Here is a 26009-nt window from a genome sequence, read left to right as displayed (position 1 = left end):
GTAATAATGAAGTTTAGGGTTTGATTTCATTATCAATTGATTGTGTCAAAATTTTTTCGAAATTAAATAGGTTTCGAATTAATGCGGGTTTGAAGAACTTTGTCAAAGTTTTAAACTTTGACAAAGATGTTTTTTACTCTAACTCTTTTTTCAAAAACTTAGCTGTATAACTTTTTTTATTTTTCGCCACTTCTTCAGGAGTTCCTTTAGCAATCAATTGTCCACCGCCTTTTCCACCTTCAGGACCAATATCAATAATATAATCGGCAAGTTTGATAACGTCCATATTATGTTCGATTACCAGAATCGTATTTCCTTTGTCAACCAGTTTATTAATCACTTCCATTAAAACTCTAATGTCTTCAAAGTGCAAACCTGTTGTAGGTTCGTCCAGAATATAAAACGTATTTCCGGTATCTTTTTTAGATAATTCTCCTGCCAATTTTATACGTTGTGCTTCACCGCCCGAAAGCGTTGTGCTTTGCTGACCAAGTGTAATATATCCTAAACCAACATCTTGAATCGTTTTTACTTTTCTGTAAATCTTCGGAATATTTTCAAAAAATGGAACCGCTTCATCGACTGTCATGTTCAATACATCCGAAATTGATTTTCCTTTGTATCGAATTTCTAAAGTTTCTCTGTTAAAACGTTTTCCTTGACAAGTCTCACATTCAACATAAACATCAGGTAAAAAGTTCATTTCGATTGTTCTCACGCCAGAACCTTCGCAGGTTTCACAGCGTCCACCTTTTACGTTGAAACTAAAACGCCCTGCTTTGTAGCCACGAATCATGCTTTCAGAAGTCATGGTAAACAAGTTTCTAATTTCAGTAAAAACTTCTGTATAAGTCGCTGGATTCGAACGAGGTGTTCGTCCAATCGGACTTTGGTCAATATCAATTACTTTGTCAATATGTTCTAACCCTTCGATCTTTTTATAAGGCTGTGGTTTTTTTACGCCATTAAAATAATAAGCGTTCAAAATAGGGTAGAGCGTCTCATTTATCAATGTCGATTTTCCGCTTCCAGAAACTCCGGTTACACAAGTTAATTGCCCTAACGGAATTTCGATTGAAACATTTTTAAGATTATTTCCTGTTGCCCCAGTTAGTTTTAAAAATTTTCCGTTTCCTTCACGACGCTTTTTCGGAATCTCTAATTTCATTTTACCATTCAAATATTGAGCGGTAATAGTGTTCGATTTTAGGGTTTGTGCAGGAGTCCCAATACTGATAATTTCACCGCCATATTTTCCAGCTTTTGGGCCAATATCAATTACATAATCGGCTTTTTCGATCATGTCTTTGTCGTGTTCTACAACAATAACGGAGTTCCCAATATCACGTAATTGTTCTAAGGAATGAATCAGTTTTTCATTGTCTCTTTGGTGCAAACCAATACTTGGCTCATCCAAAATATACAAAACACCAACCAATTGCGAACCGATTTGTGTTGCCAGACGAATACGTTGTGCTTCTCCTCCAGAAAGTGATTTTGAACTTCGGCTTAAAGCCAAATAATTCAAACCTACATTCATCAGAAAGTTCAAACGATCTTTGATTTCTTTTACAACTTCAGAAGCAATTAAAAGCTGTTTGTCAGTCAAATGATTATTTAAATCCTGAAACCAAGCTGTTAAATCAGAAATATCCATATCACACAATTCGGTGATATTTTTTTCATTTACTCTAAAAAACTGTGCTTCTTTTTTAAGGCGAGAACCTTCGCAAACCGGACAGTTAATTTCATCCATGAAATCTTTTGCCCAACGTTTTATGCTTGTTGTCGCACTTTCGTCGTATTGATTTTTGATAAAATTAGAAATTCCCTCGAAATCAATTTTATAATCTCTTGTTACGCCAAGATCTTTCGAACTTACTGTAAATTTATCTTTTCCGCCATGCAAAATCATGGTCATGGCTTCTTCCGGAATTTTCTCAATTGGATCCGTAAGTTTAAATCCGAATTTTTCTCCAATTGTTTCCAACTGCTTAAAAATCCAAGAAGACTTATATTCGCCAAGCGGCACAAAACCACCTGCTTTTATTGATAATTTCGGATTTGGAATTATCTTTTTAACATTGATTTCATGAACAGTTCCAAGTCCGTTACAATGCGGACAAGCACCTTTTGGCGAGTTGAATGAAAATAAATTCGGTTCCGGATTTTGGTACGAAATTCCAGTTGTCGGACACATCAAATTTCTACTGAAATAACGTACTTCATTTGAATCCTGATCTAAAATCATCAGAACATTTTCTCCATGATGCATAGCAGTATTAATACTTTCAGCCAATCTTTTCTGATTGTCTGGTGTATCTTCAATCTGCATTCGGTCAACTACAATTTCAATATCATGCGTTTTGTAACGATCTAATTTCATTCCTGAAACCAAATCCTGAACTTCACCATTTACTCGGACTTTTAAGAATCCTTGTTTGGTAATTTGCTGGAATAATTCGGCATAATGTCCTTTTCTGGCTTTAATAACAGGCGCTAGAATATTGATTCGTTTGCCATTATAATCCTGAATAATCAAATCTTTAATTTGCTCATCGGAGTACGAAACCATTTTTTCGCCTGTGTTGTAACTGTATGCATCGGCGCCACGGGCGTATAAAAGTCTAAGGAAATCGTATATCTCAGTAATAGTTCCAACAGTTGAGCGTGGACTTTTACTGGTTGTTTTTTGTTCAATTGCAATTACAGGAGAAAGCCCGTCAATTTTATCAACATCAGGACGCTCTAAACCGCCTAGAAATTGTCTGGCATAAGCAGAGAAAGTTTCAACATAACGACGCTGACCTTCGGCATAAATAGTATCAAAAGCCAAAGAAGATTTTCCCGAACCTGAAAGACCTGTTATCACAACAAGTTTTTCACGCGGAATAGAAATGTCTATATTTTTAAGATTATGAACTCTTGCACCAAGAACTTCAATAGTATTGTCTTTTTCTAACATAATTTTGAGCAAAACGCAAAGTTACCACTTTGATTTGTTCTTTTTGTGCTCGATAGCAAAAGTTTATGTTACAATTAGTAACAAAAAAACGCTAACTCAAGTTAGCGTTTTCGTTTTCTGGTTGCCATATATTCTTCGATGGCTTCTTTGGTTGTGTACCAATTTCGGCCTTCTTTATAAGCATCAATTTTTCCTGTTCTGGCCAGTAAACTTACGTATTCTTGACCGTAAGGACTATCAGGTTCACTTACAATGTTTTGTATCGATTGATAATCATAAGTACTTCCCGGCATTGCACTCAAATAAATATTAAGAGTGCGTTCTAAAGCCTGGCATATCAAAAGTGTTAGTTTTTGATAATTGCCATTATTAGCCTGATTAAGCGCTTCATAATATTTTTTGCGATCATTTTTTAAAATAATAGCAGGTGGAAAAGCACAACGCATCAATAATAAATTCATGCTTAAACGAACTGTTCGGCCATTTCCATCAAAAAAAGGATGTATCCAAACAAGTTTATGATGGTAAATAGTGGCCAATTCAATATCATTTAACCCTAACGGATTTGTATTGATAAATTCTATCAATTCATCTAGGTAATCTGAAACTTTATTGGCATTTGGAGGCATAAAATTAGCTCCTGAAATTCGAACACCTCCGTTTCGTAAACGACCTGCAAAATCATCTTCTATAGAACGTAAAACCAAACCATGAAGCGAAAGAATATCAATGCTTCGAAGTTTATAATTATCATCAACGATCGAATATAAGTAATCAATAGCTTTATCGTGATTGTGCGTTTCAAAATGTTCCCGAAGTGATTTTCCTTTTATGGTAATTCCTTCCTGAATAACCATTTGAGTTTCGCGAAGACTCATTGTATTTCCTTCAATACTGTTAGAATTATAAGTCCATTCTAAAGATAAGCTTTCGCGAATTTTATGCAAAGCGATATTAGGCAATGGTCTGCTGTTTTGCAGATCAAGCCTTTTTTGGTACAATCGGTCAAAAGTTGATTGAAATTCTTCTCTGTATGTTAGGTTTATATTCCACATATTCCTACAAAAGTATTTCTTAATATCGGATAAAACAAATTTTTAACTTATCCGATATTAAAACTATTCAATTGTCATCGAACGAAGTTTCATTCGATAAGCTTCAAGTGCAATAGATTTCGAAATGAAGCCATAATATTTGTCATTTCGCAAAACAGGAAGAAATGCTGATTTAGAAAGTTCGAATTTTTTCATTACAATTTCCATGCTGTCATAAGATGAAATGGTTGCAGCTGGAGTTTTCATAACATCTTTTATTTGGGTGTATTTTACGCGATAGGCATTAAAAATAATTTCCCGAATATCGTTAAAATGCACAACACCAACCAGTTCTTTTTCGTTATTGACAACGGCAAAAACAACTTGGTTAGAATGCGAAATTAGATCAACCAATTTGCTCAAATTTTCATCGGGATGAACAGTTAAATAATCGCATTGAATAATAGTATCAATATCTAAGGTTGATAGGATATTTGAATCTTTGTTGCTTGTAAATGCATGACCTTTTTTTGCCAGATTTTTTACGTCAAGCGAATATTTTTCAAATCGTTTTGAAATAGCAAAACTGATAGAAGAAACAATCATCAACGGAATCATTAAGCCGTAACCTCCTGTAATTTCTGCTATTAAGAAAATTGCCGTTAGAGGAGCATGAAACAATCCGCTCAAAATTCCGGCCATTCCTACCATTGTAAAATTGCTGATTGGCAAATTTGATAAACCGGTTAAACTTATAAATTTGGAGAAAAAATAGCCTAAATAAGAACCTAAAAATAGAGATGGAGCAAAATTTCCTCCGTTACCTCCGCTGCCAATTGTAAGTCCAGAGGCAAAAACTTTTACCATCATTGTACATCCAACAAATAAGAGTAAAATCCATTGGTTATTTCTAAAGCTGGTGAACAATGTGTTGTCTAATAATTGTCCAGGGTCACTTTCAGATAAAGTTTTAATACTTTCATATCCTTCACCAAATAAAGTTGGAAAAATAAAAATCAATAATGCCAAAAGCGACGAACCTATCAAAGCTTTTTTGTAGGGTCCAATTTCCATTTTGCCAAAATAATGTTCGACACGCTGAAAGTTACGCGAGTAATAAATCGCCATAAAGCCTGTCAAAACTCCCAAAACGACATAAAAAGGAATGTTGTGATAATTGAATGTTTCTTGTTTTTTAAAAGACAAAAGAATGCTTTCGTCTAAAACAATTGCTGAAACCAATGCGCCCGTTGCGGCAGAAATCATAATGGGTGTAAAAGCAGAAATACTTACATCAACCAGTAAAACTTCGATAGCAAAAAGAACTCCCGCGATTGGGGCATTAAAAGCAGCTGCAATTCCGGCTGCAACACCGCATCCAATTAGTAAAGTTCGGTCTTTATAAGCTAACTTATAATTTTGAGCATAATTAGAACCAAAAGCAGCTCCGGTAACAACAATCGGACTTTCTAATCCGGCAGAACCTCCTAAACCTACAGTTAAAGAGCTTGTTACAATTTGCGCATACATTTGTTTTTTCGGAATTATACTTGCTTTTTTTGCAACGGCATATAAAATTTGTGAAGTTCCTTTTTGGATCGTTCCGTTTAAAACCTTTTTGACAACAAAGACAGTCAATAAAATCCCTATTATTGGCAAAATACTATTAATGAAGCCTAGCTTTAAAATCCCGCTGATATAAGTTGCAAAAGAAAAAACGCTGTGCGCAAAAGTTTTTAAAATAATTACCGCAAATGCGCATGAAATACCGACTAATATGCTCGATAAAAAAATAAACTGCTTTGGCGTCAATAATGATTGAGCTAAGGCAATAATCGTTTCTAATTTTCGAAAAAGTCGTTTTATCATAATTTTTTTACAAAGTTCAGGAGAAATGCAAATTTAGGCCTAAACATCCAATTTTGCATCTTTTTTTGATGCAAATCTTTTTTAAAATCCCGCTGCCTTGTCGTCACCACGGAAATCAGCACCGCCTTCAAGCGTATTATCCGGCAGAACCAAAATAGCATCCACTTTGCCAATTACCGGCGTTGTTTTTTCATTAATTAAATAACCTTTTGCTCTTAAGTTTTCTAATGTTTTATCACTGAAAGTTTTAGGTTCGAAAGTAATTAAATCAGGCAGCCATTGATGATGAAAACGTGGCGCATTTACGGCTTCCTGCATGCTTAAATTATATTCGTAAACGTTTAAAATTGTCTGCAGTACAGAGGTAATAATGGTTGATCCACCTGGTGAACCAACAACCATAAAAAGTTTCCCGTTTTTTTCTACAATTGTTGGCGTCATAGAACTCAGCATTCTTTTTTGTGGTACAATACTGTTGGCTTCATTTCCTACAAGTCCAAACATATTTGGAGATCCCGGTTTTGCACTAAAATCATCCATTTCATTGTTTAAGAAAAAGCCCAGTTCATCACAATAATATTTTGATCCAAATCCGTCATTGATAGTCGTTGTAGCCGAAACAGCATTCCCAAATTGATCTACAATAGAATAATGGGTTGTTTCTGTACTTTCATTATAAGTCACTTTTCCTTCTTTAATATCTGATGATAAAGTCGCTTTTTCTGAATCAAAATTTGACATTCGCTCTTTTAGATAATCGTCAGCCAAAAGTCCGTTAATTGGAATTTTTACAAAATCTGGATCTCCCAGAAACTGGCTTCTGTCGGCATAAGCTCTTCTTTCTGCTTCCACAATAACTTGTATTGATTGTTCTGAATTATGTCCCATTTTTGAAAGATAAAATGGAGAAATCATTTTCATAATCTGAGCCAGACAAATTCCGCCGCTGCTTGGAGGCGCCATCGATGTGATTTTTAAATCTTTGTAATCAAACTGGAGCGGTTTTCTCCATTTTGCTTCATAAAGCGCCAAATCTTTCAGTGTAATAATGCTTCCTTTTTTCTTTAAATAATCAACTAGAATTTGCGCCGTTTTGCCTTTATAAAACTCGTCTTTTCCATTTTTTAAAATTCGCTTCAAAGTATTGGCAAGCGCCGGATATTTTATAGTATCTCTTTCTTTAAAGTTTTTAGCCATAAGCGTATTTGGCCCATTCACTTTTACGATGGCATCGTGATAGGATTCCAATTGTTTCTGTTGTTTTAAAGTTACAATAACACCTTTTTCAGCAAGTGCAATTACAGGTTTTAAAATTTCAGACATTGGCAATGAACCTAATTTTTTATGAACGGCAAAAACACCGGCAATGGTTCCTGGAACTCCAATTGCCAGAGCCGTTTCAGTACTTTTTCCTTTTATGACATTTCCGTCTTTATCCAAAAACATATTTTTTGTTGCAGCCAGTGGTGCTTTTTCTCTGTAATCAAGACTTCCAACTTCACCATTTGCTTTTCGGTAAACCATAAATCCGCCTCCGCCAAGATTTCCTGCATACGGATAAGCGACTGCCAAAGCCAGTTCGGTAGCAACCATTGCGTCAAATGCGTTACCGCCTTTCTTCATTATTTCAACACCAATTTTGGAAGCTTCTTCCCGAGCTGAAACAACCATTGCTTTTGAAGCCGTAAAACCCGTTGGACGCACAGCTTGCTGACTAAAACCGTAAATAGAAACAAGAAGGAATAAAAGCGAAATTTTTTTCATAAAGTGATATATTTTAAAGCGGTTTGATTTTATAATGATAGTAGTTTTTGGTTGGCGTGAAGTCTGAGATCTTCGAAAAAAACAGTGAATTCCTGCTCAAATTCGGCATAAAATTCTTTTAATTCTTCGCTTGCAAACTGCATTTTAGAAAGGTTTCTGGATCTTCGGTCCATTTGGGTCAGAATCTGATGAATTCCTTCAACGGTTCTATAGCTTAAAAGCCAGTTTCTTTCAATCATATACGGCATTAATCCTTGTGTTTTCTCCGTTAGAATGGAATAATTTTCGTCTAATGATTTATAAAATCGGTCTATGAAATTTTCCAGATTTTCATCGGAATATTTTGTCCAGTTTTTGGCTAAAAAATGATCATACACAATATCAACAATTACACCGGCGTAATGATGATATTTTTCATGCAGGCGCTTGGTGCTTTGTCTAAAAATATCGTGCGAATCAGTATAAGTATCTATAAATCTGTGCAAAAGAATTCCTTTTTGAACATCTTCTGGAAAATGTTCAAATTGTTTTCCGCGAATGCCATCGGCCATAAAATTGCCAATCTTGATTAAATCATTATCACCTGAAAGATATATGTGGGCAAGAAAATTCATTTTTTTAAAGATGCTAAGGTTCTAAGCTGCTAAGTAATTTAGTAAATGTATAAAAACTTTTTTAATTGGTTTTGTTATAAAATTAAGCTTTCTAGGTCCGAAGTTTAACGATAATTTAAAAATCTTAGTGTCTTAGCAACTTAGAACCTTAGGAACTTTCTATATTTGTAATAAAAATAACCTTAACTCATTAAAATGACTTTAATAAAATCAATATCCGGAATTCGCGGAACAATTGGCGGGAAAGTAGGTGATAACCTGACTCCCGTTGATGCAGTAAAATTTGCCTCGGCATACGGAACCTTTCTAAAAAATAATACTTCAAAAGAAAAATTGACGGTTGTAATTGGACGCGATGCCAGAATTTCTGGGCCAATGATTCACAATTTGGTTGTGAACACTTTAATTGGTTTAGGGATTGATGTTATTGATCTTGGACTTTCAACAACACCAACGGTTGAAGTTGCTGTTCCTTTAGAAAAAGCCGATGGAGGAATTATCCTTACGGCTTCTCATAATCCGAAACAATGGAATGCGTTAAAATTATTAAATGAAAAAGGGGAATTTTTAAGCGGTGCTGATGGTGCCAAAATTCTTGAAATTGCTGAAGCTGAAGCTTTTGATTTTTCTGATGTTGACAGTTTGGGTGAAATCACACTAAACGACGCTTATATGGATATTCATATTGACGAAGTTTTAAATTTGCCTTTAGTTGATATCGAAGCGGTAAAAGCGGCTAAATTTAAAGTTGTAGTTGATGGAGTAAATTCGTCTGGAGGAATAATTATTCCGAAACTTTTAGAACAAATGGGTGTTGAAGTAGTGAAACTATACTGCGAACCAAACGGACATTTTCCTCATAATCCTGAGCCTTTAAAAGAACATCTAACGGATATTTCTGAATTAGTAGTGAAAGAAAAAGCACATTTAGGAGTTGTAGTTGATCCAGATGTTGATCGTTTGGCTTTCATCAGCGAAGACGGTGAAATGTTTGGTGAAGAATATACACTAGTTGCCTGCGCCGATTATGTTTTAAGCAAAACGCCAGGAAATACAGTTTCGAATATGTCATCATCACGTGCGTTGCGCGATGTAACAAATGGACATAATGGAAATTATGAAGCAAGCGCAGTAGGAGAGGTGAATGTAGTAGAATTGATGAAAAAAAATAATGCTGTTATTGGCGGAGAAGGAAACGGCGGTATCATTTATCCTGAATTGCATTACGGAAGAGACAGTTTGGTAGGTGTAGCTTTGTTTTTGACACATTTAGCAAATAAAAAAATGTCGGTTTCTGCTTTGAGAGCTTCTTATCCAGAATATTATATGAGCAAAAACAAAATCGAATTAACACCTCAGATTGATGTTGATGCGATTTTAGCTGCTATGACTGACAAATATAAAAAAGAAGATATTTCGACAATTGACGGTGTGAAGATTGATTTTGCTGAAGAATGGGTTCATTTAAGAAAATCAAATACAGAACCAATTATTCGTATTTATACCGAATCTGCAACACAGGAATCTGCTGATAAATTAGCATTAAGAATTATTGACGAAATAAAAGTAATCGCAGGATTATAATCGTTCGATTTAAATACAAAAAAAGCCTCTTTTGAAAATTCAGAAGAGGCTTTTCATTTTTTGGTGCGATTTAGATTTTAATAATCTTGATTGTTTTTTGAGTTTTTCCGTAAGTAGCATTCACTATATAAACTCCCGATGCAAGTTTGTCTCCAATTTTAATATCTTCATTAGTAAAATGCTCTTTTGATTTGTAACATACAATTCCTTTCATATCAATAACTGTTATTGTCAAAGGCTCAGTGCTTGCCGATTTAATATGAAGTGTTGACTGATTTTTTACAGGATTCGGATAAATGGTAAATGAATCTTTTTCGACAATAGGATCATTAATTCCCAGATTTGCTAAAGTAAAATTCATAAAATTAAAATTCATTCCGTCAGATTTGAATTTAATTTTCATGTAAACTTCTCCTTTTGGCAAATAAACGCCATTCACATCTTTATTGGTAAAAATCTGCCAATCTCCCGTGACTGGAAAAGTTTCATCTGTTTTTACCACAACTTCGTTTACAAGAATATCAAATTTTCCATTATTAACTGGCGCTGCAACTCTAAATGTTATGTTGTATGTTCCTGCATCGGCAACGTTTAATAAAAATTCATTCCAGTCACCAACTTGTATAGAAGATACGTGTTCTCCACCGCCTGTGTCCTGTGAGTTTTGCAATCCCGTTCCTCTTCTTCGATAATGTTTATTTGCGGGTACTTTCCCAGGAACGTTCATTTTTTTAGAAGTGTAACTTTCATCAATGTATGCTTTCCCAATTGGTTTTAAAACCCCGCTTGTCGGACTTAATAATTGTCCTTCAAGCATATCAGTCCAATCTGCTGGAACACGGCCTGTGAACCAAGAATATCTATAAATATCTGGATCATTTTCAAAACTGCTTACAACCGCTTTCATAAAACTGATTTTATCGGCTTCGCTTTGAATAACTCGGTTTGCAAATTCAGTTACCCAGATTGGACGGTTAAATGTTTTCAAATTTCCCGTAACTCCAACAACAGAACCGGCGGTATTGTCATAAGTATGAAAAGCAATGTAATCCACTTTGCAATTTGGACATAATAGAAAAAACTCATTGTGCCATTTCGTCGGATCGCTGTATCCTCCATAATTATTTGGACCATTGTATGCAGGCGATGCGCTGACGATTTCTAAGTTTTTTGCAGCAGCAATTTTTTGAACATTTGCCCAGGCATTTACGGCTTCTTGAGGTGATAAGCGGGCGCCGTCATTAAAATTTGGCTCGTTGAACGCTAGCAGGTATTTTGCTCCGGGTTTTATGTTGTTGATAAAAGTTTGTACTTCGTTATCATTCAATTTTCCCCAAGCCATTGGAACATATTCAACGCCCAAAGAAGCGTAATTGGCATTAACGTCATTTTCAGGAGTTCTTCCCCAATTGTACCACCATGAAATTCCTGGTTTTAGAGCTTGTAAATCGGCTATTGAATTATTACCGTAGGCGATACCTCGCTTCGGACTTTGCGCAAAAATAGGTTTTGAAAAACTGATTATTAAAAAAGTGAAAAGTAATTTTTTGATCATGAGTACTAATTTGTTTTGGTTTTTGGAAGATTTTTGGTGCCTTCAAATGTATACTGTTTGTGTAAATTAGTATTTGTTCCAATGCAAAAAAAAACCATTACAAAAACACATCAAAAAAGTGTTCTAAGTATTTTAAAACTGAGTTTTCCAGTTTTGTCCTATTTTCATAAAATAAAAAAGTCCAAAAAGCAAAAACTTTTGGACTCTGATTATTTTTATGAAATTGCTATTGAACGCGATGTTTCCATCTTTTATGTGTCCATAAATAATATTCTGGTGCTTCGAGAATTTGTTTCTCAACTTCTCTTAAATAGATTTCAGTAATTTCAAAATTTTCATATTCTTTCGGATTATCAGCAATCGGTACAATTGTCGCTTCATAATATCCTCTGCCTACTTTCATTACTTTAATAAAAATAACGCTTAAGTCATATTTTTTAGCTAGCATTTCAGCACCTGTATGTACAGGAACTTCAATTCCCATGAATTTCATCGAATGAAAAATTCGATCTAATTTTGGCGACTGATCGCTTGCGAGTCCGTAAAGACTTAAAATTCCTTCACGTTGGTTTTGAGCCATGAGTGGAATTGCTTTTTTGGTTTCAACCAGCTGTGCATCATATTTTCCTCTGATTTTTCGAACCAGTTTATCAAAATAAGGATTGGCAATTTTTTTATAAACGCCAACACCATTAAAAAGCATTCTTTTATTAAGCGTTAAAAGCCATTCCCAGCTTGCATAATGCGAAGCTACCAGAACCACACTTTTTCCTTTTTTTTCATATTCATGAAAAAGATCCATGTTTGTAATGACAAATCTTCTTTCCATTTCTTCAGGAGAAATACTCATGGTTTTGATCATCTCTAAAAACATATCGCACATATGCTGATAAAATTTCTTTTCGATATTTTTTCGTTCGGCATCACTTAAATGCGGTAGAGTAAGTGCTAAATTCTCTCGAACCACTTTTCTGCGGTAGCCAATAACATAATAAACCAGAAAGAAAACACAATCTGAAAGCCAGTAAAATATTCGAAAAGGAAGAATAGAAATAAGCCAAAGAAATGGATAGGCTAAAATATAGACAAGAAACTGCATTTATTTTTTTTTACAAATATAAATCAAAAATGGGTAACGTACGATATTTTGCTTTGACCCTAACATATGTTTAAGAATAACTATATTTACAATTCAAAATAAATAAGTTTTATGAATATTATTTTAGCAGGGATTATAGTTGCGAACGTTGTTGTTAGTTACAAAGGTTTTAATGATCTTTCTTTTTTTAGAAAATACGAATTTCATGTAGGAAGTATTCGTTCAGGAGAACAAATAAGAATGTTTTCTTCTGGTTTTTTGCATGTCGATATGATGCATTTAATATTTAATATGCTGACGCTTTACTTTTTTGCGCCAACTGTTATAGACAACCTTCATGCTTTTTCGTTTATTCTTATTTATTTTGGAAGTTTGGTTTTTGGAAATCTTCTTACGATGATGTTCCATAAAAACGATTACAGTTATCGTGCCGTTGGAGCTTCGGGAGCAGTAATGGGCGTTTTGTATTCTTCAATTTTATTAGAACCAAATAATGAGCTGCTGATATATGGTGTCATACCAATTCAAGGTTATATTTTCGGAATTTTGTATTTATTATATTCTATTTATGGAATGAAAGCTAAAAATGATAATATTGGCCACACAGCACACTTTGGAGGTGCCATAGGCGGGTATTTGATCACTTTGATCAAACAGCCTTCATTAATTAGTGATCATACTTTCATTGTTGTGTTGCTTTTGGTGCCAATTATTATACTTTTTGGAATGGCTAAATTAGGAAAGTTGTAAGGCTGGCATAACTTTTGAAATGCCCTTATCAATAATTTAAAATATAACAAAAATGAAAAAAGCAGTATTATTTTTAACAATCATGTTTATGACTATGTCTTACGGCCAGGAAACCAAACAAATACCTCTAATCAATGTTAACGGGGAAGGAAAAGTAAAAGTAGCACCTGATCAGGTTTGTATTTCGGCTACGGTTGAAACAAAAGGGAATAATGCTAAAGACGTCAAAAAGCAAAATGACGAGAAAATGGACGCTGTTTTAAAATTCATTAAAAAAATGAATATTCCAGCAGTTGATTTTAAAACAAAACAAGTGGCTTTGAATCCGCAGTATGATTACGAAAAGAAAAAAACGAGTTATAATGCGACACAAACAGTTGAAATTATCGTAAAAGATTTATCAAAATACGATGAACTAATGGAAGGTTTGGTACAACAGGGAATAAACCGAATTGACCGAGTAACTTTTGAATCTTCAAAAGAAGCGCAATTACAGATTGAAGCTAGAAAATTAGCAATGAAAGATGCTAAATCAAAAGCTGAGGATTATGTTTCAGTTTTGGGGCAAAAAGTTGGAAAAGCTTTTGTTATTTCTGATAACTCACAAGTTTACCACCCGCAACCAATGTATGCTATGAAATCTATGGCTATGGATAGCGCAGGAGCTTCAAACGAAACTTTAGCAATTGGCGAAATCGAAATTACAGCGAATGTTAGTGTAAGTTTTATTTTGGACTAAAATTTTTAAAATCCAAATCCGAATATTTCAAAATCCAAATTCCAACTTTAAAATTGGGATTTGGATTTTTTTTGTTTCTATACTTTTCCTGATACTTAATGTAATTTAAGGTTTATATTTCTTTATGAATTGGTTATTTTCGCAGCTTTTAAATGTTTTATATGCGATTATTAGTTTTCCTGGGAGTTTTTATTTCTTCTTTTTATGCCGAAGCACAGTCTATAAATGGAATCGTAAAAGATGCCGATGAAAAATCTTTATCAGATGTTTTAATTCGGAATTTGGTTTCAAAAACCCACGCTCATACTGATATAAATGGGAAATTTACTTTAGAAGAAACCAAAATCGGCGATAGTCTTCAAGTTTCTAAACAAGGATTTATTACACAGAAAATAAAATTATCGTCAGTTGATTTAGTTTCGATTCACCTTGAAGAAAAGCCTTTTTTGTTGGAAGAAGTTACAATTACGAATAATTTAAAATACTTAAATACAATTTCTAAAATAGATTTTGAAATTCAGCCTATTTCAAATTCTCAAGATTTACTTCGAAAAGTTCCGGGATTGTTTATTGGACAACATGCGGGCGGTGGAAAAGCAGAACAAATTTTTCTAAGAGGTTTTGACTGCGATCACGGAACCGATATTAACGTTTCGGTTGACGGAATGCCTGTAAATATGGTATCGCATGCCCACGGACAAGGTTATGCTGATCTTCATTTTGTAATTCCAGAAACAGTTGACAATATTGATTTTGACAAAGGATCGTATTTTGCTGATAAAGGCGATTTTACAACGGCTGGATATGTAGGTTTTAATACTAAAAACGCACTGCAGAACAGTACAATTTCTTTTGAAGGCGGACAGTTTGATACCTTTCGTACCGTTGCTCTATTTAATTTATTGAATAAAGAAAATCAGTCGGCTTATTTTGCGGGAGAATATATGATGACCGATGGTTATTTTGATGCGCCTCAAAATTTTAACCGATTTAATTTGTTCGGGAAATATACTGCTAAAATGAATAATGGAGATCATTTAGGTTTGTCGGTTTCTCATTTTAAGAGTCAGTGGGATGCAAGCGGACAGATTCCGGATCGTGCTGTAAACGACGGAACAATTTCTCATTATGGCGCAATTGATCCAAACGAAGGCGGAAATACAGGAAGAACCAATTTTAATTTGCAGTACGATGCGAAAATTGATGAAAATACGAAGATTAAAAACACAGCTTATTTAAGCAAATATGATTTTGAACTGTATTCTAATTTTACTTTTTTTCTAAATGATCCAATTAACGGCGATCAGATTAAACAGAAAGAAAATAGAACTATTGTAGGTTTTCAGTCTGAATTTGATCAAAAACTAAACGAAAAATGGTTTTTTAAATTAGGTGCGGGATTACGAAATGATAACAATAAAGATGTAGAATTGTCGCATACTTTAAATAGAAAAACGGTTCTAGATTATTTAAGTTTAGGGAACGTCAATCAGACGAATCTTTTTGCTTATACCAGCTTTGATTTTACGTCTGGAAAATGGCTTGTGAATTCAGGTGTGCGTTTGGATTATTTCAAATTTGGATATGAAGATCAATTGGCATCAACTTACACAAATCAAACGCAGACAAAAGCAATTGTAAGTCCGAAACTGAATTTTTTATATACACAGAATGATGAATTGCAGTATTTTCTAAAATTAGGAAAAGGTTTTCACAGCAACGACACGCGCGTTGTAGTGGCTCAAAAAGGAGAAAAGATTCTTCCTGAAACGTATGGTGCAGATTTAGGAATAAACTGGAAACCTTTTCCAAGAATGATCGTTAATTCGGCTATTTGGTATTTATATCTGGCGCAGGAGTTTGTATATGTTGGAGACGAAGCTGTCGTTGAACCAAGCGGAAAAACCGAAAGAAAAGGTTTTGATTTTGGTTTTAGATACCAATTGACCAATTGGCTATTCTGGAATACCGATTACACTTACACACACGCAAGATCACTAGATGAACCAAAAGGAAATGATTATTTGCCATTAGCTCCAATACATACTTTAATGAACGGATTTTCGGTAAAAGATTTAAAAGGGTTTTCAGGAAGTTTGAGAACACGATTTTTAGGCGATCGTCCGGCGAATGAAGATAATTCGGTTGTGGCTAAAGGATATTGCATCACAGATTTTTCAGTAAATTATCAGATTAAAAAAGTATCAATAGGAGTAAACATTGATAACATTTTTAATACAAAATGGAAAGAAACCCAATTCCTGACCGAATCTAGATTAGCCAACGAAACTGATCCAGTTGAAGAAATTCATTTTACAGCAGGAACTCCGTTTAATGCAAGATTGATTTTGAAATACAGCTGGTAGTTTTTGAGAAAATATTTCTGGCAAAGAAGTTCTATTCTGCTTTTCTCTATTAGAAATAAAAACAAAGTTCCCGAGTTTTATCGCATAAAACTCGGGAACAATAAAAAAAAATAAATATAAAACACAATCTTTAGAACGAATACCTAACTCCAAATTGTCCTTGGAATCTTGAGGCTAATTGATCTATAGTATAAGGTGCTGAAGTAGGTTTTTGGAAAGTATATGTTGGATCGCCAGTAGCAACGCCACCTAAATTTCCTGATTTTGTCAATCCTAAATTAGCTGTTGAATTGTATGTATTTGGAACAAAATAACTTCTTCCCCAATCTTTATTGATAAGATTACCAATGTTAGCTACACTGAAAGAAATTTGGAAAGTACCTACTTTATCCACTTTGATTTCATCCATTAATTTCAAATCTGCCTGAATGTTCCATGGTGTTGTATCGCCATTTCTTTGCGTGAATGTTCCTCTTCTGCTTTTCAAATAATCATTTCCATTAATGAAAGCTTCGTAATCTGCCACTTGTTGTGCTGCTGTAGCTGATGGAACTCCAGCATTACTTACTCCAATATATTTCGCTGCTTCGGCTGCATCTTTAAAGATATAAGCTAATCCTGCCGCTTGTCCTGTTCCTGCAATTGTTGAGTTTACAAATCCCCAAGAGAATGGATTTCCTGATTGTGCATTGAAATACACGTTTGCAGAGAAAATATTATTATCAGCTAATTTCATTGCATATCCAACATTCGAAACAATTCTGTGTTTGATATTGAAATTTGAAGTTGCCAATTGAGGATCATTTGGAGTCAACGACTGATTCATTTGAAAGTTACTTTCCATAGAGTTACGAATTCCGTTTGTAACGTCTTTAGAATCTCCGTAAGTATAAGCAACCATAAAATTTAAACCAAAATCATACGTTTTTGTAACCATTTCTGTAATGCTGTAACGGTATCCTTTATTAGTGTTTGATAATAAATATGCATTTGAAAACGCAGCATTTATATTAGCAGCATAAATTGGCATTTCATGTTTAGTATCGTAAGAGAAATAAGTTGGATTATCTGTTTTATTTACTTGTTGAAACTCAAGATCGCGAATCACTTTAGTATACATACCTTCAGTAGTAAATTTATAACCGTCGATGATTTTGTCAATAGCAAGTGAATTTCTTAAAACTGCAGGCATTTTAAATTTATTGTCAACTAAATCGGCTTGTACTTTTGGCGTTGCGTCATGATATCCGTTTAATCCATTTTGTGCCAAAGGATCACCAGCAGCAGCAACTTGAGCAGGAGTAAGGTTGTTTTTATCATAACTTCCGTAACCTACACCATCATTATAATACGCATATCCTAACCATGCAAACGGAATTCTGCCTGTAAATACTCCAGAACCGCCTCTTAAAACAAGCGTTTTATCTTCGTCTACATTATAAGTAAAACCAACTCTTGGCGAAACTAGTGCTGTACTAAAGAAGTTGTTTTTAATTTGGCTTAAAGGAGTGTATGTGTATGTTGTTCCGTAATTTGGATCAGCTGGAGAGTTTTGAACTTGCTGGCTTAAATTCGGTTTAGTTGGCAAATCAGTATAATCAACACGAACTCCCGGAGTAACTTTTAATTTACTGCCAATTCTAATTTCATCCTGAGCATAAAAACTATAAAGATTTACTTTGAATTGCGCATAAGGATTATTAAAGATTTGATCTCTAGTAGAACCGTCAAAAGGATAAGTTCCACGAACACGAGTAGGCAATTTACTGTAGAAATCAGCAAGTGATTTATAAGAAACTCTTCCGTTAAGAGCATTTACAAAACCATAGTTAATGTCGTAGAATTCGTTATGTGTACCAAACAACAAAGTGTGATTTCCTGTTTTATAAGTCAGGTTATCAGTAATTTCAGTTGTGTTTTGCTTCATATTGAAAACTGTCGCTTCACGATCATTTCCTAAGAAAATTGTTCCACCATTATAACCAATTTCTGTTTGGGGGAACATGATATTGCTTGATTTTGGATCACGATAATCTTTAATAGCCGAATAACTTGCTATGAACGAGTTTGACCACTGTGAATTGAAATGACTTTTTAATTCTAAAACAGTACTAATTGCTTGGTTTTTTTGAGTGAAATCCATGCTAGAGAATCTGAAATTCGCTGCATCACGCTCTAAATTCGTAGCTTGAGAGATAACCGTATTGTTTCTTAACGAAAGAGAGTGTTTGTTATTAATTTTCCAATCTAATTTATTGAAAAATTTCTGGCTTTTTGCAAAGTTGTTGTATGCGCCATAAGTTCCTGGATCAAATCCGTAGTTTGTTTTAACAAAACTTGAGATTTGTTCAGCTGTTGCGTTGTCAATTAAAGATGTTGCTTTTCCGTTTGCATCAGTTTGTCCTGCGTTATAAAACAAAGGATCTGTTCTTTCAGCATATTCCATGTTGGTAAAAAAGAATAATTTGTCTTTTATAATTGGAAGTCCAACTCTAAAACCAACTTGATAATCACCAAAAGCACTTGGCATTTTAGAACCATCACCAGCATTATTTGGACCAGTAATTGCAGCGCTTCTTCCGTAGCTGTAAATAGATCCGCTTACGGTATTTGTACCGCTGCGGGTAACAGCATTTACACTTCCTCCTAAAAAGTTACCTAATTTAATATCATAAGGAGCAATATAAACCTGAATATCCTGAATCGCATCTAGACTTATAGAGTTAGATCGTGTACTGCTTCCAGGCATGCCTGAAGTTCCAGATTGCCCTCCTAAAGATGGACTAAAACCAATAGCGTCATTATTTATAGAACCGTCAATTGTAACGTTGTTGTATCTAAAATTGGTTCCGGCAAAAGAGTTGTTAGAACTTTGAGGAACAAGTTTTGTAACATCTTGAATTCCTCTGTTGATTAATGGAAGTCCGTTTACTTGTTTTTCATTAATATTAGTTCCATTGCTTTTAGCTGAAGGTTTAGAACTTGTAATCACTACTTCTTCTAAAACGTTGTTATCTGCTTTTCCTACTATAATTGCAGGTAAATCATTTTCTCCAAGAGCTAAATTTATGTTTGCATCAGAATAATCTTTTGTATCTGGACTTTTGATTTCAAGCTCATAAGGTCCGCCGGCATTTAAATTTTCGAAACTAAATCTACCTTGTTTGTCGGTAACCGCTTTATAAACGGAATTCGTTGGTAAGTGTGTTAAAGTGACTTCCGCATTTATTAACGGATTTGTTCCATCATTAACTTTTGCAGATAAGGATGAGGTTGTAATTTGGGCAAAAATGTTTCCTGCTAGCAGGAGCATTAAAGCCGAAAAAAAGAGTTTTAGTTTTGTCATGTTTTTTAGTTTTTATTTGACAAAGAAACTCAGTTTGTTTCGATCCGATTTAACGCTTTTGTTAACATAAAATCATAAAAATTTTCATCAGAAACATAAGATCAAGAACGTGTTGTTTTATCAAAATCATTTTAGCGCTTTAAAATCAATGATTTGTGTAAAATTCTAAAAATTAGTACATTAGAGTTGTATTTAAAGTAGATTAGAAAAAGATTAGAGTGTTAATTCAATGTTACGAATGATAAGAATCAGTAAACTAGCAAATTGTTTTTTAGCTGGAAACTTTAATTTTTTTGAGGAAATGTCAAAATAAATGAAGTCCCTTTTTTGACTTCAGAATCTACTTTTATATTGATGTTATGAAGTTTAAGTATCTGAATCGTTATAAAAAGCCCAAGACCTTGCCCCTGAATATGGCGTGTAGTGTCGCTTCTGAAAAACAGATCAAAAATAGATTCTTTGTCTTTGTCAGAAATTCCAGGTCCTTGATCTGAAATTTTGATTTCGAGTTTTCCTTTATTTGAAAAAGCAAAAATGTCAACTTGTGCAGGTGTTGAAAATTTTATTGCATTGTCAAGAATATTGTATAAAGCAATAAATAACATATGTTTGTTAGCATAAACCGAAAGTAAATCTTCCTCTTCGGCAATTGCGTCAAGGTTTACAGATACTTTAGATTCTGGATATTCAATAGCTTTTTTTTCCAGAACGTTCCATAAAATTTCATCCAGCCTTACAATTTCCATTTGCTGCGGTTCAGAAAGTTCAAGTCCGGATAAAACTAAAAGTCCGTCTAGAGTAGCTTTTAGATGTAAAGTGTCTTTTTTTAAAGTTTTTAAAATTTCTTCATATTGTTCAGTTGTTCTCGGTTGCTGCAATGATACTTCGATGTCGCCAATAATAATTGTAAGAGGCGTTTTTAATTCATGTGAAGCATTCTTCAAGAAATTATTCTGAATCATGACGCCATTTTCAAGTCTTTCCAAAAGATAATTAAAAGTAGTTGCCAATTCTTTTATTTCATCTTTGCCGCTCGTTTGCGGAATTTCTAATCTCGAATGAAGATTTTCGGTTGTTATGGTGTTAACTTTTGCAATAACTTCTTCAAATGGGCGAAAAGTTTGTTTGGATAAAAAAGTGCCTAGAAAGTAATTTAAAGGAATGCCAATCAGATAAAAAAGAAGAAACATTAGTCCCAATGCTTCCAACTGACGATTACCAGCACGGTCAATTCCAGAAACTACTATTATAAAGTCGCCTTGATTATCTTTATAAAATAATCCAACAAATTGCCTGTCATTTATTGTAAAAGGAAGTATTTTGTTTTTTACGATAGCGTTTAAATGCTGTTCGCTAAGTTTTACGCCCGTATTATCATGAAGATAAAGTTTTTTTGTTTTGGCATCGTAAACGCGTATCGATTCGTTACTGATTTTATTGTACTGAACTTCAATTTGACGATAACGTTCGCTGTTGATTTCTTTTATCTCGTCTTTTTCAAAATAAAAAAGTGCCGTTGTCATGGCATGATCTTCAAGATTATCAAAATAAAGATCTTTCATATGACTCCTAAAAAGGAGGAAAGACCCTGCCATAAGAAGTCCTACCGTAAAAGCAAAAAGCAGGGTAGAGTTGACCGACAGCTTATTTTTAAGATTCATGACTCTTTTGTTTGAGCATATATCCAGTTCCTTTCACAGTGTGAATTAGCGGAACAGGAAAGTTTTTATCTATTTTGTTTCTCAAATAGTTGATGTAAACATCTACGGTGTTTGATGTGGTGTCAAAATCAATATTCCAGACTGCTTGCGCAATTGAAGTACGTGATAAAGCTTTTTCTCTGTTTTTCATAAAAAAGATTAATAGCTTCAGTTCTCGTGAAGAAAGATTAAGTTCTTTTCCGTCTCTGGTTGCACTTTGCTCTTTCATGTTAATTTCGATTCCGGCATACGATTGAAAATCCAGAATTCCGTTGCTGAATTCTGCACGTCTAAGCTGTGCATTAATTCGGGCTAAAAGTTCTTCAAATAAAAAGGGTTTAGCAAGATAATCATCGGCTCCAGATTGAAGTCCTTTTACTTTTTCCTGCGGTGTGTCTAGTGCACTCAGAATAAGTATTGGAACAGTTATTTTTCTATTTCGCAAAATTTCGCAGACTTCAAAACCAGTTATATCGGGCAGCATAATATCAAGAATGATAATATCAAAACTATTTTCCGTGGCTTCCTTGACCGCTTCATGTCCTTTTGAAACTGTTTTTACCTGATAATGGTTTTCTTCAAGACCTCTTAAAATAAAGGAGGCAACTCTTGGATCATCTTCTACTAATAATACTTTATTCATTGTCAAATAACATTGCTGAATGGAATCTCATAAAAATACAATAGGTGATAAAAGTAATTAAAAGTTATAGTTTTCTTCGAAAAAAACGGAGGAAAAATTAGTGTGAGATTATAATTTTAAAGCATCATCTTCACCAAAAAAGATACTCAAATTAGATACTATTTCTTGTCTGAAAAGTGAATCAATTTTTAAATATTGAGTATATTTATAGCATTCAAGGGATTTGATTGGAATAAAAAGAAATTTAAAGGCTTGGATTTTTTTAAAGCAGATAATAAATGAAAAAGAAAAATATTGAAAGTTCAATTGATGATCCAGTGTCTGATCACTTAAAAAATTCTGCTATAAAATCAGAGAAGGATTTTCTTGAACTTGAAAGAAATATTTTGCTTCAATTAGGGAAAGACATTACTAAAGTAAGAGAAAAAAAAGATCTGATTTTTTTGCTGTCTAAAAGGTTAAAAAGCCTTTATTATTTTACACATACAGTCGTTACATTGATTGACGAAAAGGATGAGACTTACATGGGTTTCTTATTGGACAAAGCCACAGACAATATCCTGGAACCGACAGCTTATGCAAAATTACAAAAAACACATTTTACATTACATGAGCCTTTTATAAAAGCAGTTCTGGCTTCAGATGGTCCAATTTCCTTTTTATTAGAAGATGTTAAAGATGAACCCCAAAGTCCAACGTATTTACAAGTTAGTTATGATGGAGGTATCAGGGAAATACTTATGACTACTTTATGGCTTGAAGATAAACCTTTAGGTTTTTTACATACCTATTCTGATAGGACAGACAGTTTTACAAAAGATTTTCGAAGTATTTTAAAAGGAATTTCTCCTCAGCTTTCTGTTTCAGTTTCGAATATTATTAAAAATGAAGAACTGAAAAAGAAGGAAGAAGAAAAATCATTTTTGCTTGACTTAAGTAATGATATTTCAGAAGTTAGAAATAAAGAAGAACTGGCCATTGCTGTTCGTACAGCTTTAAAAAAAATAAATCCGCTTCGTGGTTATGTAATTAGAAAATTAAATGATGACGGCATTTCACTCAGTCCTTATATTTATGATGAAGACATTACGACAGCCGATTATCCTGTCTTAAACGAAATACTTCAATCAAAATTCCCTATAAATGACGGGCTTCAAAATAGAGTTCTTGAGAGTTACATTCCTTTGCTGTTTCATACTGATATTGAAATTGAGAGAGGAATAAAGTCACAATATCTTTTTTTTTGGAAGGAAATGGGCTTTACAAGAATGGTTGGTATTGCACTTCGAAACGGAGAAGTTACACTGGGAATTTTATGGCTTGCTATCGAAGAAATTAATATTTCGCTGTTGCAGGGTATTTGTTCGCAAATTTCTACGGCAATGTCAAATATTATTGCTAACGAGTTATTAGAAAGCAAAAATAAAGAGCAAGCAGTTTTGCTACAATTTAGCAATGAAATAGCAGGAGTACGAACTAAAGAAGATTTACAAAATGCCATAATAAAGGTGCTTCGCGATCTTCTGGATACTAAGCTGGCAATGCTTAATATTTTTGATGATGATGGAATAGGCTTAAGTCCTTATATGTTTGATAAAAGCCTATTTGCAAAAGCTGAAATAGATTTTGATAAAATGGCAGCCGTAAAACTCGATATTCACGAGCCTTACACGGCGCAGGTTATAAAAAGCGACACTGCTGTTATTTTTAATGTAGAAGAAGAATTACGACTTAGTAATTCTGGTTTTGCAAAACTTTGGAAAAAAGTTGGTTTTGAAAATGCTTATGGAGCCTTATTAAAAGTTGGAAATTCTAATATAGCTACAATGTGGCTATTGGCAGACAAATTAGATCCATCTATTCTAAAAGGAATCTGTTCACAGATTTCAGTTGCAATAGCAAATATTCAGGCAAATGAAAAGCTTCTGTTGTATAAGCAAAGGCTTGAACATGAAAATGTGTATTTGAAAGAACAAATTAAAAATATTTACAATTTTACCGAAATTATAGGAAGCGGAAAACAAATGCAGAAAGTATATCACTTAATGTCATTGGTCGCCGAATCTAATTCGACGGTTTTGATTCTTGGTGAAACAGGAACGGGTAAAGAGTTGATTGCGAGGGCTATTCATAATGCGTCGCATCGAAAAGATAAATTAATGATCAAGGTAAACTGTGCAGCAATGCCGGCAAACTTGATCGAAAGTGAATTATTCGGACATGAAAAAGGTGCTTTTACCGGAGCTACAGAAAGAAGGATTGGAAAATTCGAATTAGCCAATAACGGTACTTTATTTCTCGATGAAATAGGAGAGATGCCACTCGAAGCACAAGTTAAATTATTACGTGTTATTCAGGAACGGGAACTCGAACGTGTTGGAGGAAAGGATACTATAAAAGTGGATGTGAGAATAATTGCAGCGACGAATCGTAATCTGGAAGAAGAAGTGGAAGCTGGAAAATTCCGATCGGATCTTTTTTACAGATTAAATGTTTTCCCGATTTATTTGCCTGCTCTTAGAGAGCGAATGGAGGATGTGGAAGCGCTTTCTAATTTCTTTCTTGCTAAATACAATAAAAATAATGGCAAAAATATAAGCCGTATTGCACCAAAAGCGCTGCAACAATTACACAGCTATTTGTGGCCAGGAAATGTACGCGAGTTAGAACATCTTATTGAACGAAGTGTTCTTATGACTACAGATAATGTTTTGCGAGAAGTTTATCTTCCCAAGAAAACAGATAAAAATGATGCTGAAGAAAACATTTTTAGTAAATCATTAGAAGAAATGGAACGTCTTTTTATTATCAGTGCCTTAAAAAGATGCAACGGAAAAATTTCAGGCGTTGGCGGTGCTGCTGAGGTTCTTGATATTCCGGGGAATACACTTCATTCTAAAATGAAAAAACTTGCTATAACGAAGTCAGAATATTTTTAAATTCTTATTTCTTAAAATATAAATGCCTATTACTTGTAAAAAAGTAGTGGGCATTTTTGTTTTCTATTCTTCCTTAAAAATAAAGTCTACATCAAATCTACAGTTTTCACTATATAAAGTGAAAGTCAAAATGATTTCCCTTTATAAGAGGAAAATTTAAATACACTTACAAGTGTAACTAATTGATTTACAGTGTTTTGATTGAATGGCACGCAAATTGGCTATTACTAAATGAAAATGACAACGAAATCATTTATAACATTTAAAAACAAACATCATGAAAATTTTAGTAATTGGCGGAACAGGATTAATTGGAACAAAAGTAGTAAACAAATTACGTGATCAGGGACACAACGTAATTTCGGCTGCACCCTCTACAGGTATTAACACTATTACAGGCGAAGGACTTGCAGAAGCAGTAACCAATACCGATATCGTAATTGATTTAGCAAATTCTCCATCATTTGCAGACAAAGAAGTTTTAGAGTTTTTTGAAACTTCAGGCAGAAATTTATTAGCTGCAGAAATTAATGCAGGTGTAAAACATCATATCGCACTTTCTGTAGTTGGAACAGATCGTTTGCAGGAAAGCGGTTATTTCAGAGCTAAACAGGCTCAGGAAAATCTAATTAGAAAAGCAGGAGTTCCTTTTACCATTATTCATTCTACACAATTTATGGAATTTCTTGGCGGCATTGTAGCCTCTGCACACGAAGGCGGAAGCGTAACTATTTCTCCGGCAAAAATTCAACCCATTGCTTCTGAAGATGTGGCATCAATGGTTGTAGAACTTGCATTAGGAAATCCATCAAACGGAATTGTTGAAATTGGAGGGCCGGAACGTTTTAAACTTTCAGAATTGCTGCAAACGTATTTGACAAAAACAAACGATCCTCTTAAAGTGATTTCAGATGAAAGTGCTTTATACTTTGGAGCGCCTCTTAAAGAACTTACACTTGTTCCTGCAGATACTGCAAAACTAGGAACGATCACTTTTGAAGAATGGTTTCCTAACCGTCCTCAAAGAGCATAATCAAAATAT

Annotated in this window: 16 protein-coding genes; 6 read left to right on the top strand and 10 right to left on the bottom strand. The window is 34.0% G+C overall.

Going from position 1 to position 26009, the window contains the following annotated elements:
• Positions 1 to 133: 133 nt before the first annotated feature.
• From uvrA to GKZ88_RS21715, 5 genes are all read right to left on the bottom strand, one after another.
• Positions 134 to 2965 carry an excinuclease ABC subunit UvrA gene (uvrA, locus tag GKZ88_RS21735; protein ID WP_155104405.1) on the bottom strand — a complete coding sequence of 944 codons (2832 nt, stop codon included), beginning with the start codon at positions 2963 to 2965 and terminating at the stop codon, positions 134 to 136.
• Between the two features lie 101 nt (positions 2966 to 3066).
• Entirely contained in the window at positions 3067 to 4020 is a 954-nt protein-coding gene (locus tag GKZ88_RS21730) for a Fic family protein (RefSeq protein WP_155104404.1), read from the bottom strand.
• Between the two features lie 63 nt (positions 4021 to 4083).
• Complete coding sequence (locus GKZ88_RS21725) at positions 4084 to 5868, bottom strand: chloride channel protein (protein WP_155104403.1); 1785 nt, start codon at positions 5866 to 5868, stop codon at positions 4084 to 4086.
• An 81-nt stretch (positions 5869 to 5949) separates the two neighbouring features.
• Complete coding sequence (gene ggt / locus GKZ88_RS21720; protein WP_155104402.1) at positions 5950 to 7632, bottom strand: gamma-glutamyltransferase; 1683 nt, start codon at positions 7630 to 7632, stop codon at positions 5950 to 5952.
• 29 nt (positions 7633 to 7661) lie between these two features.
• Complete coding sequence (locus GKZ88_RS21715) at positions 7662 to 8246, bottom strand: acyl carrier protein phosphodiesterase (RefSeq protein WP_155104401.1); 585 nt, start codon at positions 8244 to 8246, stop codon at positions 7662 to 7664.
• A gap of 195 nt (positions 8247 to 8441) precedes the next feature.
• On the opposite strand from GKZ88_RS21715, the gene glmM reads away from it, so the two are divergent.
• A complete protein-coding gene (gene glmM / locus GKZ88_RS21710; protein WP_155104400.1) occupies positions 8442 to 9830 on the top strand; it encodes a phosphoglucosamine mutase in 1389 nt (462 codons plus the stop codon).
• Between the two features lie 70 nt (positions 9831 to 9900).
• Here the strand turns inward: glmM and GKZ88_RS21705 are convergent, their stop codons facing one another.
• Positions 9901 to 11385 (bottom strand): glycosyl hydrolase, encoded by a 1485-nt coding sequence (locus GKZ88_RS21705; RefSeq protein WP_155104399.1) that lies wholly within the window; start codon positions 11383 to 11385, stop codon positions 9901 to 9903.
• A gap of 226 nt (positions 11386 to 11611) precedes the next feature.
• Positions 11612 to 12484, bottom strand: a complete 873-nt coding sequence (locus GKZ88_RS21700; RefSeq protein ID WP_155104398.1) for a lysophospholipid acyltransferase family protein — start codon at positions 12482 to 12484, stop codon at positions 11612 to 11614.
• 111 nt (positions 12485 to 12595) lie between these two features.
• On the opposite strand from GKZ88_RS21700, the gene GKZ88_RS21695 reads away from it, so the two are divergent.
• From GKZ88_RS21695 to GKZ88_RS21685, 3 genes are all read left to right on the top strand, one after another.
• Positions 12596 to 13234 carry a rhomboid family intramembrane serine protease gene (locus GKZ88_RS21695; protein WP_155104397.1) on the top strand — a complete coding sequence of 213 codons (639 nt, stop codon included), beginning with the start codon at positions 12596 to 12598 and terminating at the stop codon, positions 13232 to 13234.
• A gap of 52 nt (positions 13235 to 13286) precedes the next feature.
• Positions 13287 to 13973, top strand: a complete 687-nt coding sequence (locus GKZ88_RS21690) for an SIMPL domain-containing protein (protein ID WP_155104396.1) — start codon at positions 13287 to 13289, stop codon at positions 13971 to 13973.
• A 161-nt stretch (positions 13974 to 14134) separates the two neighbouring features.
• On the top strand, positions 14135 to 16339 hold the full coding sequence (locus tag GKZ88_RS21685) for a TonB-dependent receptor plug domain-containing protein (RefSeq protein ID WP_155104395.1): 2205 nt from the start codon (positions 14135 to 14137) through the stop codon (positions 16337 to 16339).
• 130 nt (positions 16340 to 16469) lie between these two features.
• Here the strand turns inward: GKZ88_RS21685 and GKZ88_RS21680 are convergent, their stop codons facing one another.
• The 3 genes from GKZ88_RS21680 to GKZ88_RS21670 all read right to left on the bottom strand — a co-directional run bounded on the left by GKZ88_RS21680 (position 16470) and on the right by GKZ88_RS21670 (position 22028).
• Entirely contained in the window at positions 16470 to 19685 is a 3216-nt protein-coding gene (locus GKZ88_RS21680) for a TonB-dependent receptor (RefSeq protein ID WP_155104394.1), read from the bottom strand.
• A 284-nt stretch (positions 19686 to 19969) separates the two neighbouring features.
• Positions 19970 to 21346 carry an ATP-binding protein gene (locus GKZ88_RS21675; RefSeq protein WP_155104393.1) on the bottom strand — a complete coding sequence of 459 codons (1377 nt, stop codon included), beginning with the start codon at positions 21344 to 21346 and terminating at the stop codon, positions 19970 to 19972.
• Positions 21336 to 22028, bottom strand: a complete 693-nt coding sequence (locus GKZ88_RS21670; protein WP_155104392.1) for a response regulator transcription factor — start codon at positions 22026 to 22028, stop codon at positions 21336 to 21338. Before GKZ88_RS21670 ends, GKZ88_RS21675 begins: the two co-directional genes overlap by 11 nt.
• Positions 22029 to 22306: 278 nt before the next feature.
• On the opposite strand from GKZ88_RS21670, the gene GKZ88_RS22565 reads away from it, so the two are divergent.
• Together GKZ88_RS22565 and GKZ88_RS21660 are read left to right on the top strand one after the other, a co-directional pair.
• Positions 22307 to 24967 carry a sigma 54-interacting transcriptional regulator gene (locus tag GKZ88_RS22565; protein WP_230392574.1) on the top strand — a complete coding sequence of 887 codons (2661 nt, stop codon included), beginning with the start codon at positions 22307 to 22309 and terminating at the stop codon, positions 24965 to 24967.
• Positions 24968 to 25244: 277 nt separating this feature from the next.
• Complete coding sequence (locus GKZ88_RS21660; RefSeq protein WP_155104391.1) at positions 25245 to 26000, top strand: SDR family oxidoreductase; 756 nt, start codon at positions 25245 to 25247, stop codon at positions 25998 to 26000.
• The last annotated feature ends 9 nt before the right edge of the window (positions 26001 to 26009 follow it).

Origin of the sequence: Flavobacterium sp. LC2016-01, from assembly GCF_009711135.1 — a bacterium.
Lineage (GTDB): Bacteria > Bacteroidota > Bacteroidia > Flavobacteriales > Flavobacteriaceae > Flavobacterium.
This window is presented reverse-complemented; position numbering and strand designations above follow the sequence as displayed.

What these genes read in the sequence shown, in the direction of transcription:
- GKZ88_RS21695 (WP_155104397.1), top strand. Translation starts at nt 12,596, where the DNA reads ATGAATATTATTTTAGCAGGGATTATAGTTGCGAACGTTGTTGTTAGT.
- GKZ88_RS21705 (WP_155104399.1), bottom strand. Translation starts at nt 11,385, where the DNA reads ATGATCAAAAAATTACTTTTCACTTTTTTAATAATCAGTTTTTCAAAA.
- ggt (WP_155104402.1), bottom strand. Translation starts at nt 7,632, where the DNA reads ATGAAAAAAATTTCGCTTTTATTCCTTCTTGTTTCTATTTACGGTTTT.
- GKZ88_RS21660 (WP_155104391.1), top strand. Translation starts at nt 25,245, where the DNA reads ATGAAAATTTTAGTAATTGGCGGAACAGGATTAATTGGAACAAAAGTA.
- GKZ88_RS21730 (WP_155104404.1), bottom strand. Translation starts at nt 4,020, where the DNA reads ATGTGGAATATAAACCTAACATACAGAGAAGAATTTCAATCAACTTTT.
- GKZ88_RS21715 (WP_155104401.1), bottom strand. Translation starts at nt 8,246, where the DNA reads ATGAATTTTCTTGCCCACATATATCTTTCAGGTGATAATGATTTAATC.
- GKZ88_RS22565 (WP_230392574.1), top strand. Translation starts at nt 22,307, where the DNA reads ATGAAAAAGAAAAATATTGAAAGTTCAATTGATGATCCAGTGTCTGAT.
- glmM (WP_155104400.1), top strand. Translation starts at nt 8,442, where the DNA reads ATGACTTTAATAAAATCAATATCCGGAATTCGCGGAACAATTGGCGGG.
- GKZ88_RS21725 (WP_155104403.1), bottom strand. Translation starts at nt 5,868, where the DNA reads ATGATAAAACGACTTTTTCGAAAATTAGAAACGATTATTGCCTTAGCT.
- GKZ88_RS21680 (WP_155104394.1), bottom strand. Translation starts at nt 19,685, where the DNA reads ATGACAAAACTAAAACTCTTTTTTTCGGCTTTAATGCTCCTGCTAGCA.
- uvrA (WP_155104405.1), bottom strand. Translation starts at nt 2,965, where the DNA reads ATGTTAGAAAAAGACAATACTATTGAAGTTCTTGGTGCAAGAGTTCAT.
- GKZ88_RS21685 (WP_155104395.1), top strand. Translation starts at nt 14,135, where the DNA reads ATGCGATTATTAGTTTTCCTGGGAGTTTTTATTTCTTCTTTTTATGCC.
- GKZ88_RS21670 (WP_155104392.1), bottom strand. Translation starts at nt 22,028, where the DNA reads ATGAATAAAGTATTATTAGTAGAAGATGATCCAAGAGTTGCCTCCTTT.
- GKZ88_RS21690 (WP_155104396.1), top strand. Translation starts at nt 13,287, where the DNA reads ATGAAAAAAGCAGTATTATTTTTAACAATCATGTTTATGACTATGTCT.
- GKZ88_RS21675 (WP_155104393.1), bottom strand. Translation starts at nt 21,346, where the DNA reads ATGAATCTTAAAAATAAGCTGTCGGTCAACTCTACCCTGCTTTTTGCT.
- GKZ88_RS21700 (WP_155104398.1), bottom strand. Translation starts at nt 12,484, where the DNA reads ATGCAGTTTCTTGTCTATATTTTAGCCTATCCATTTCTTTGGCTTATT.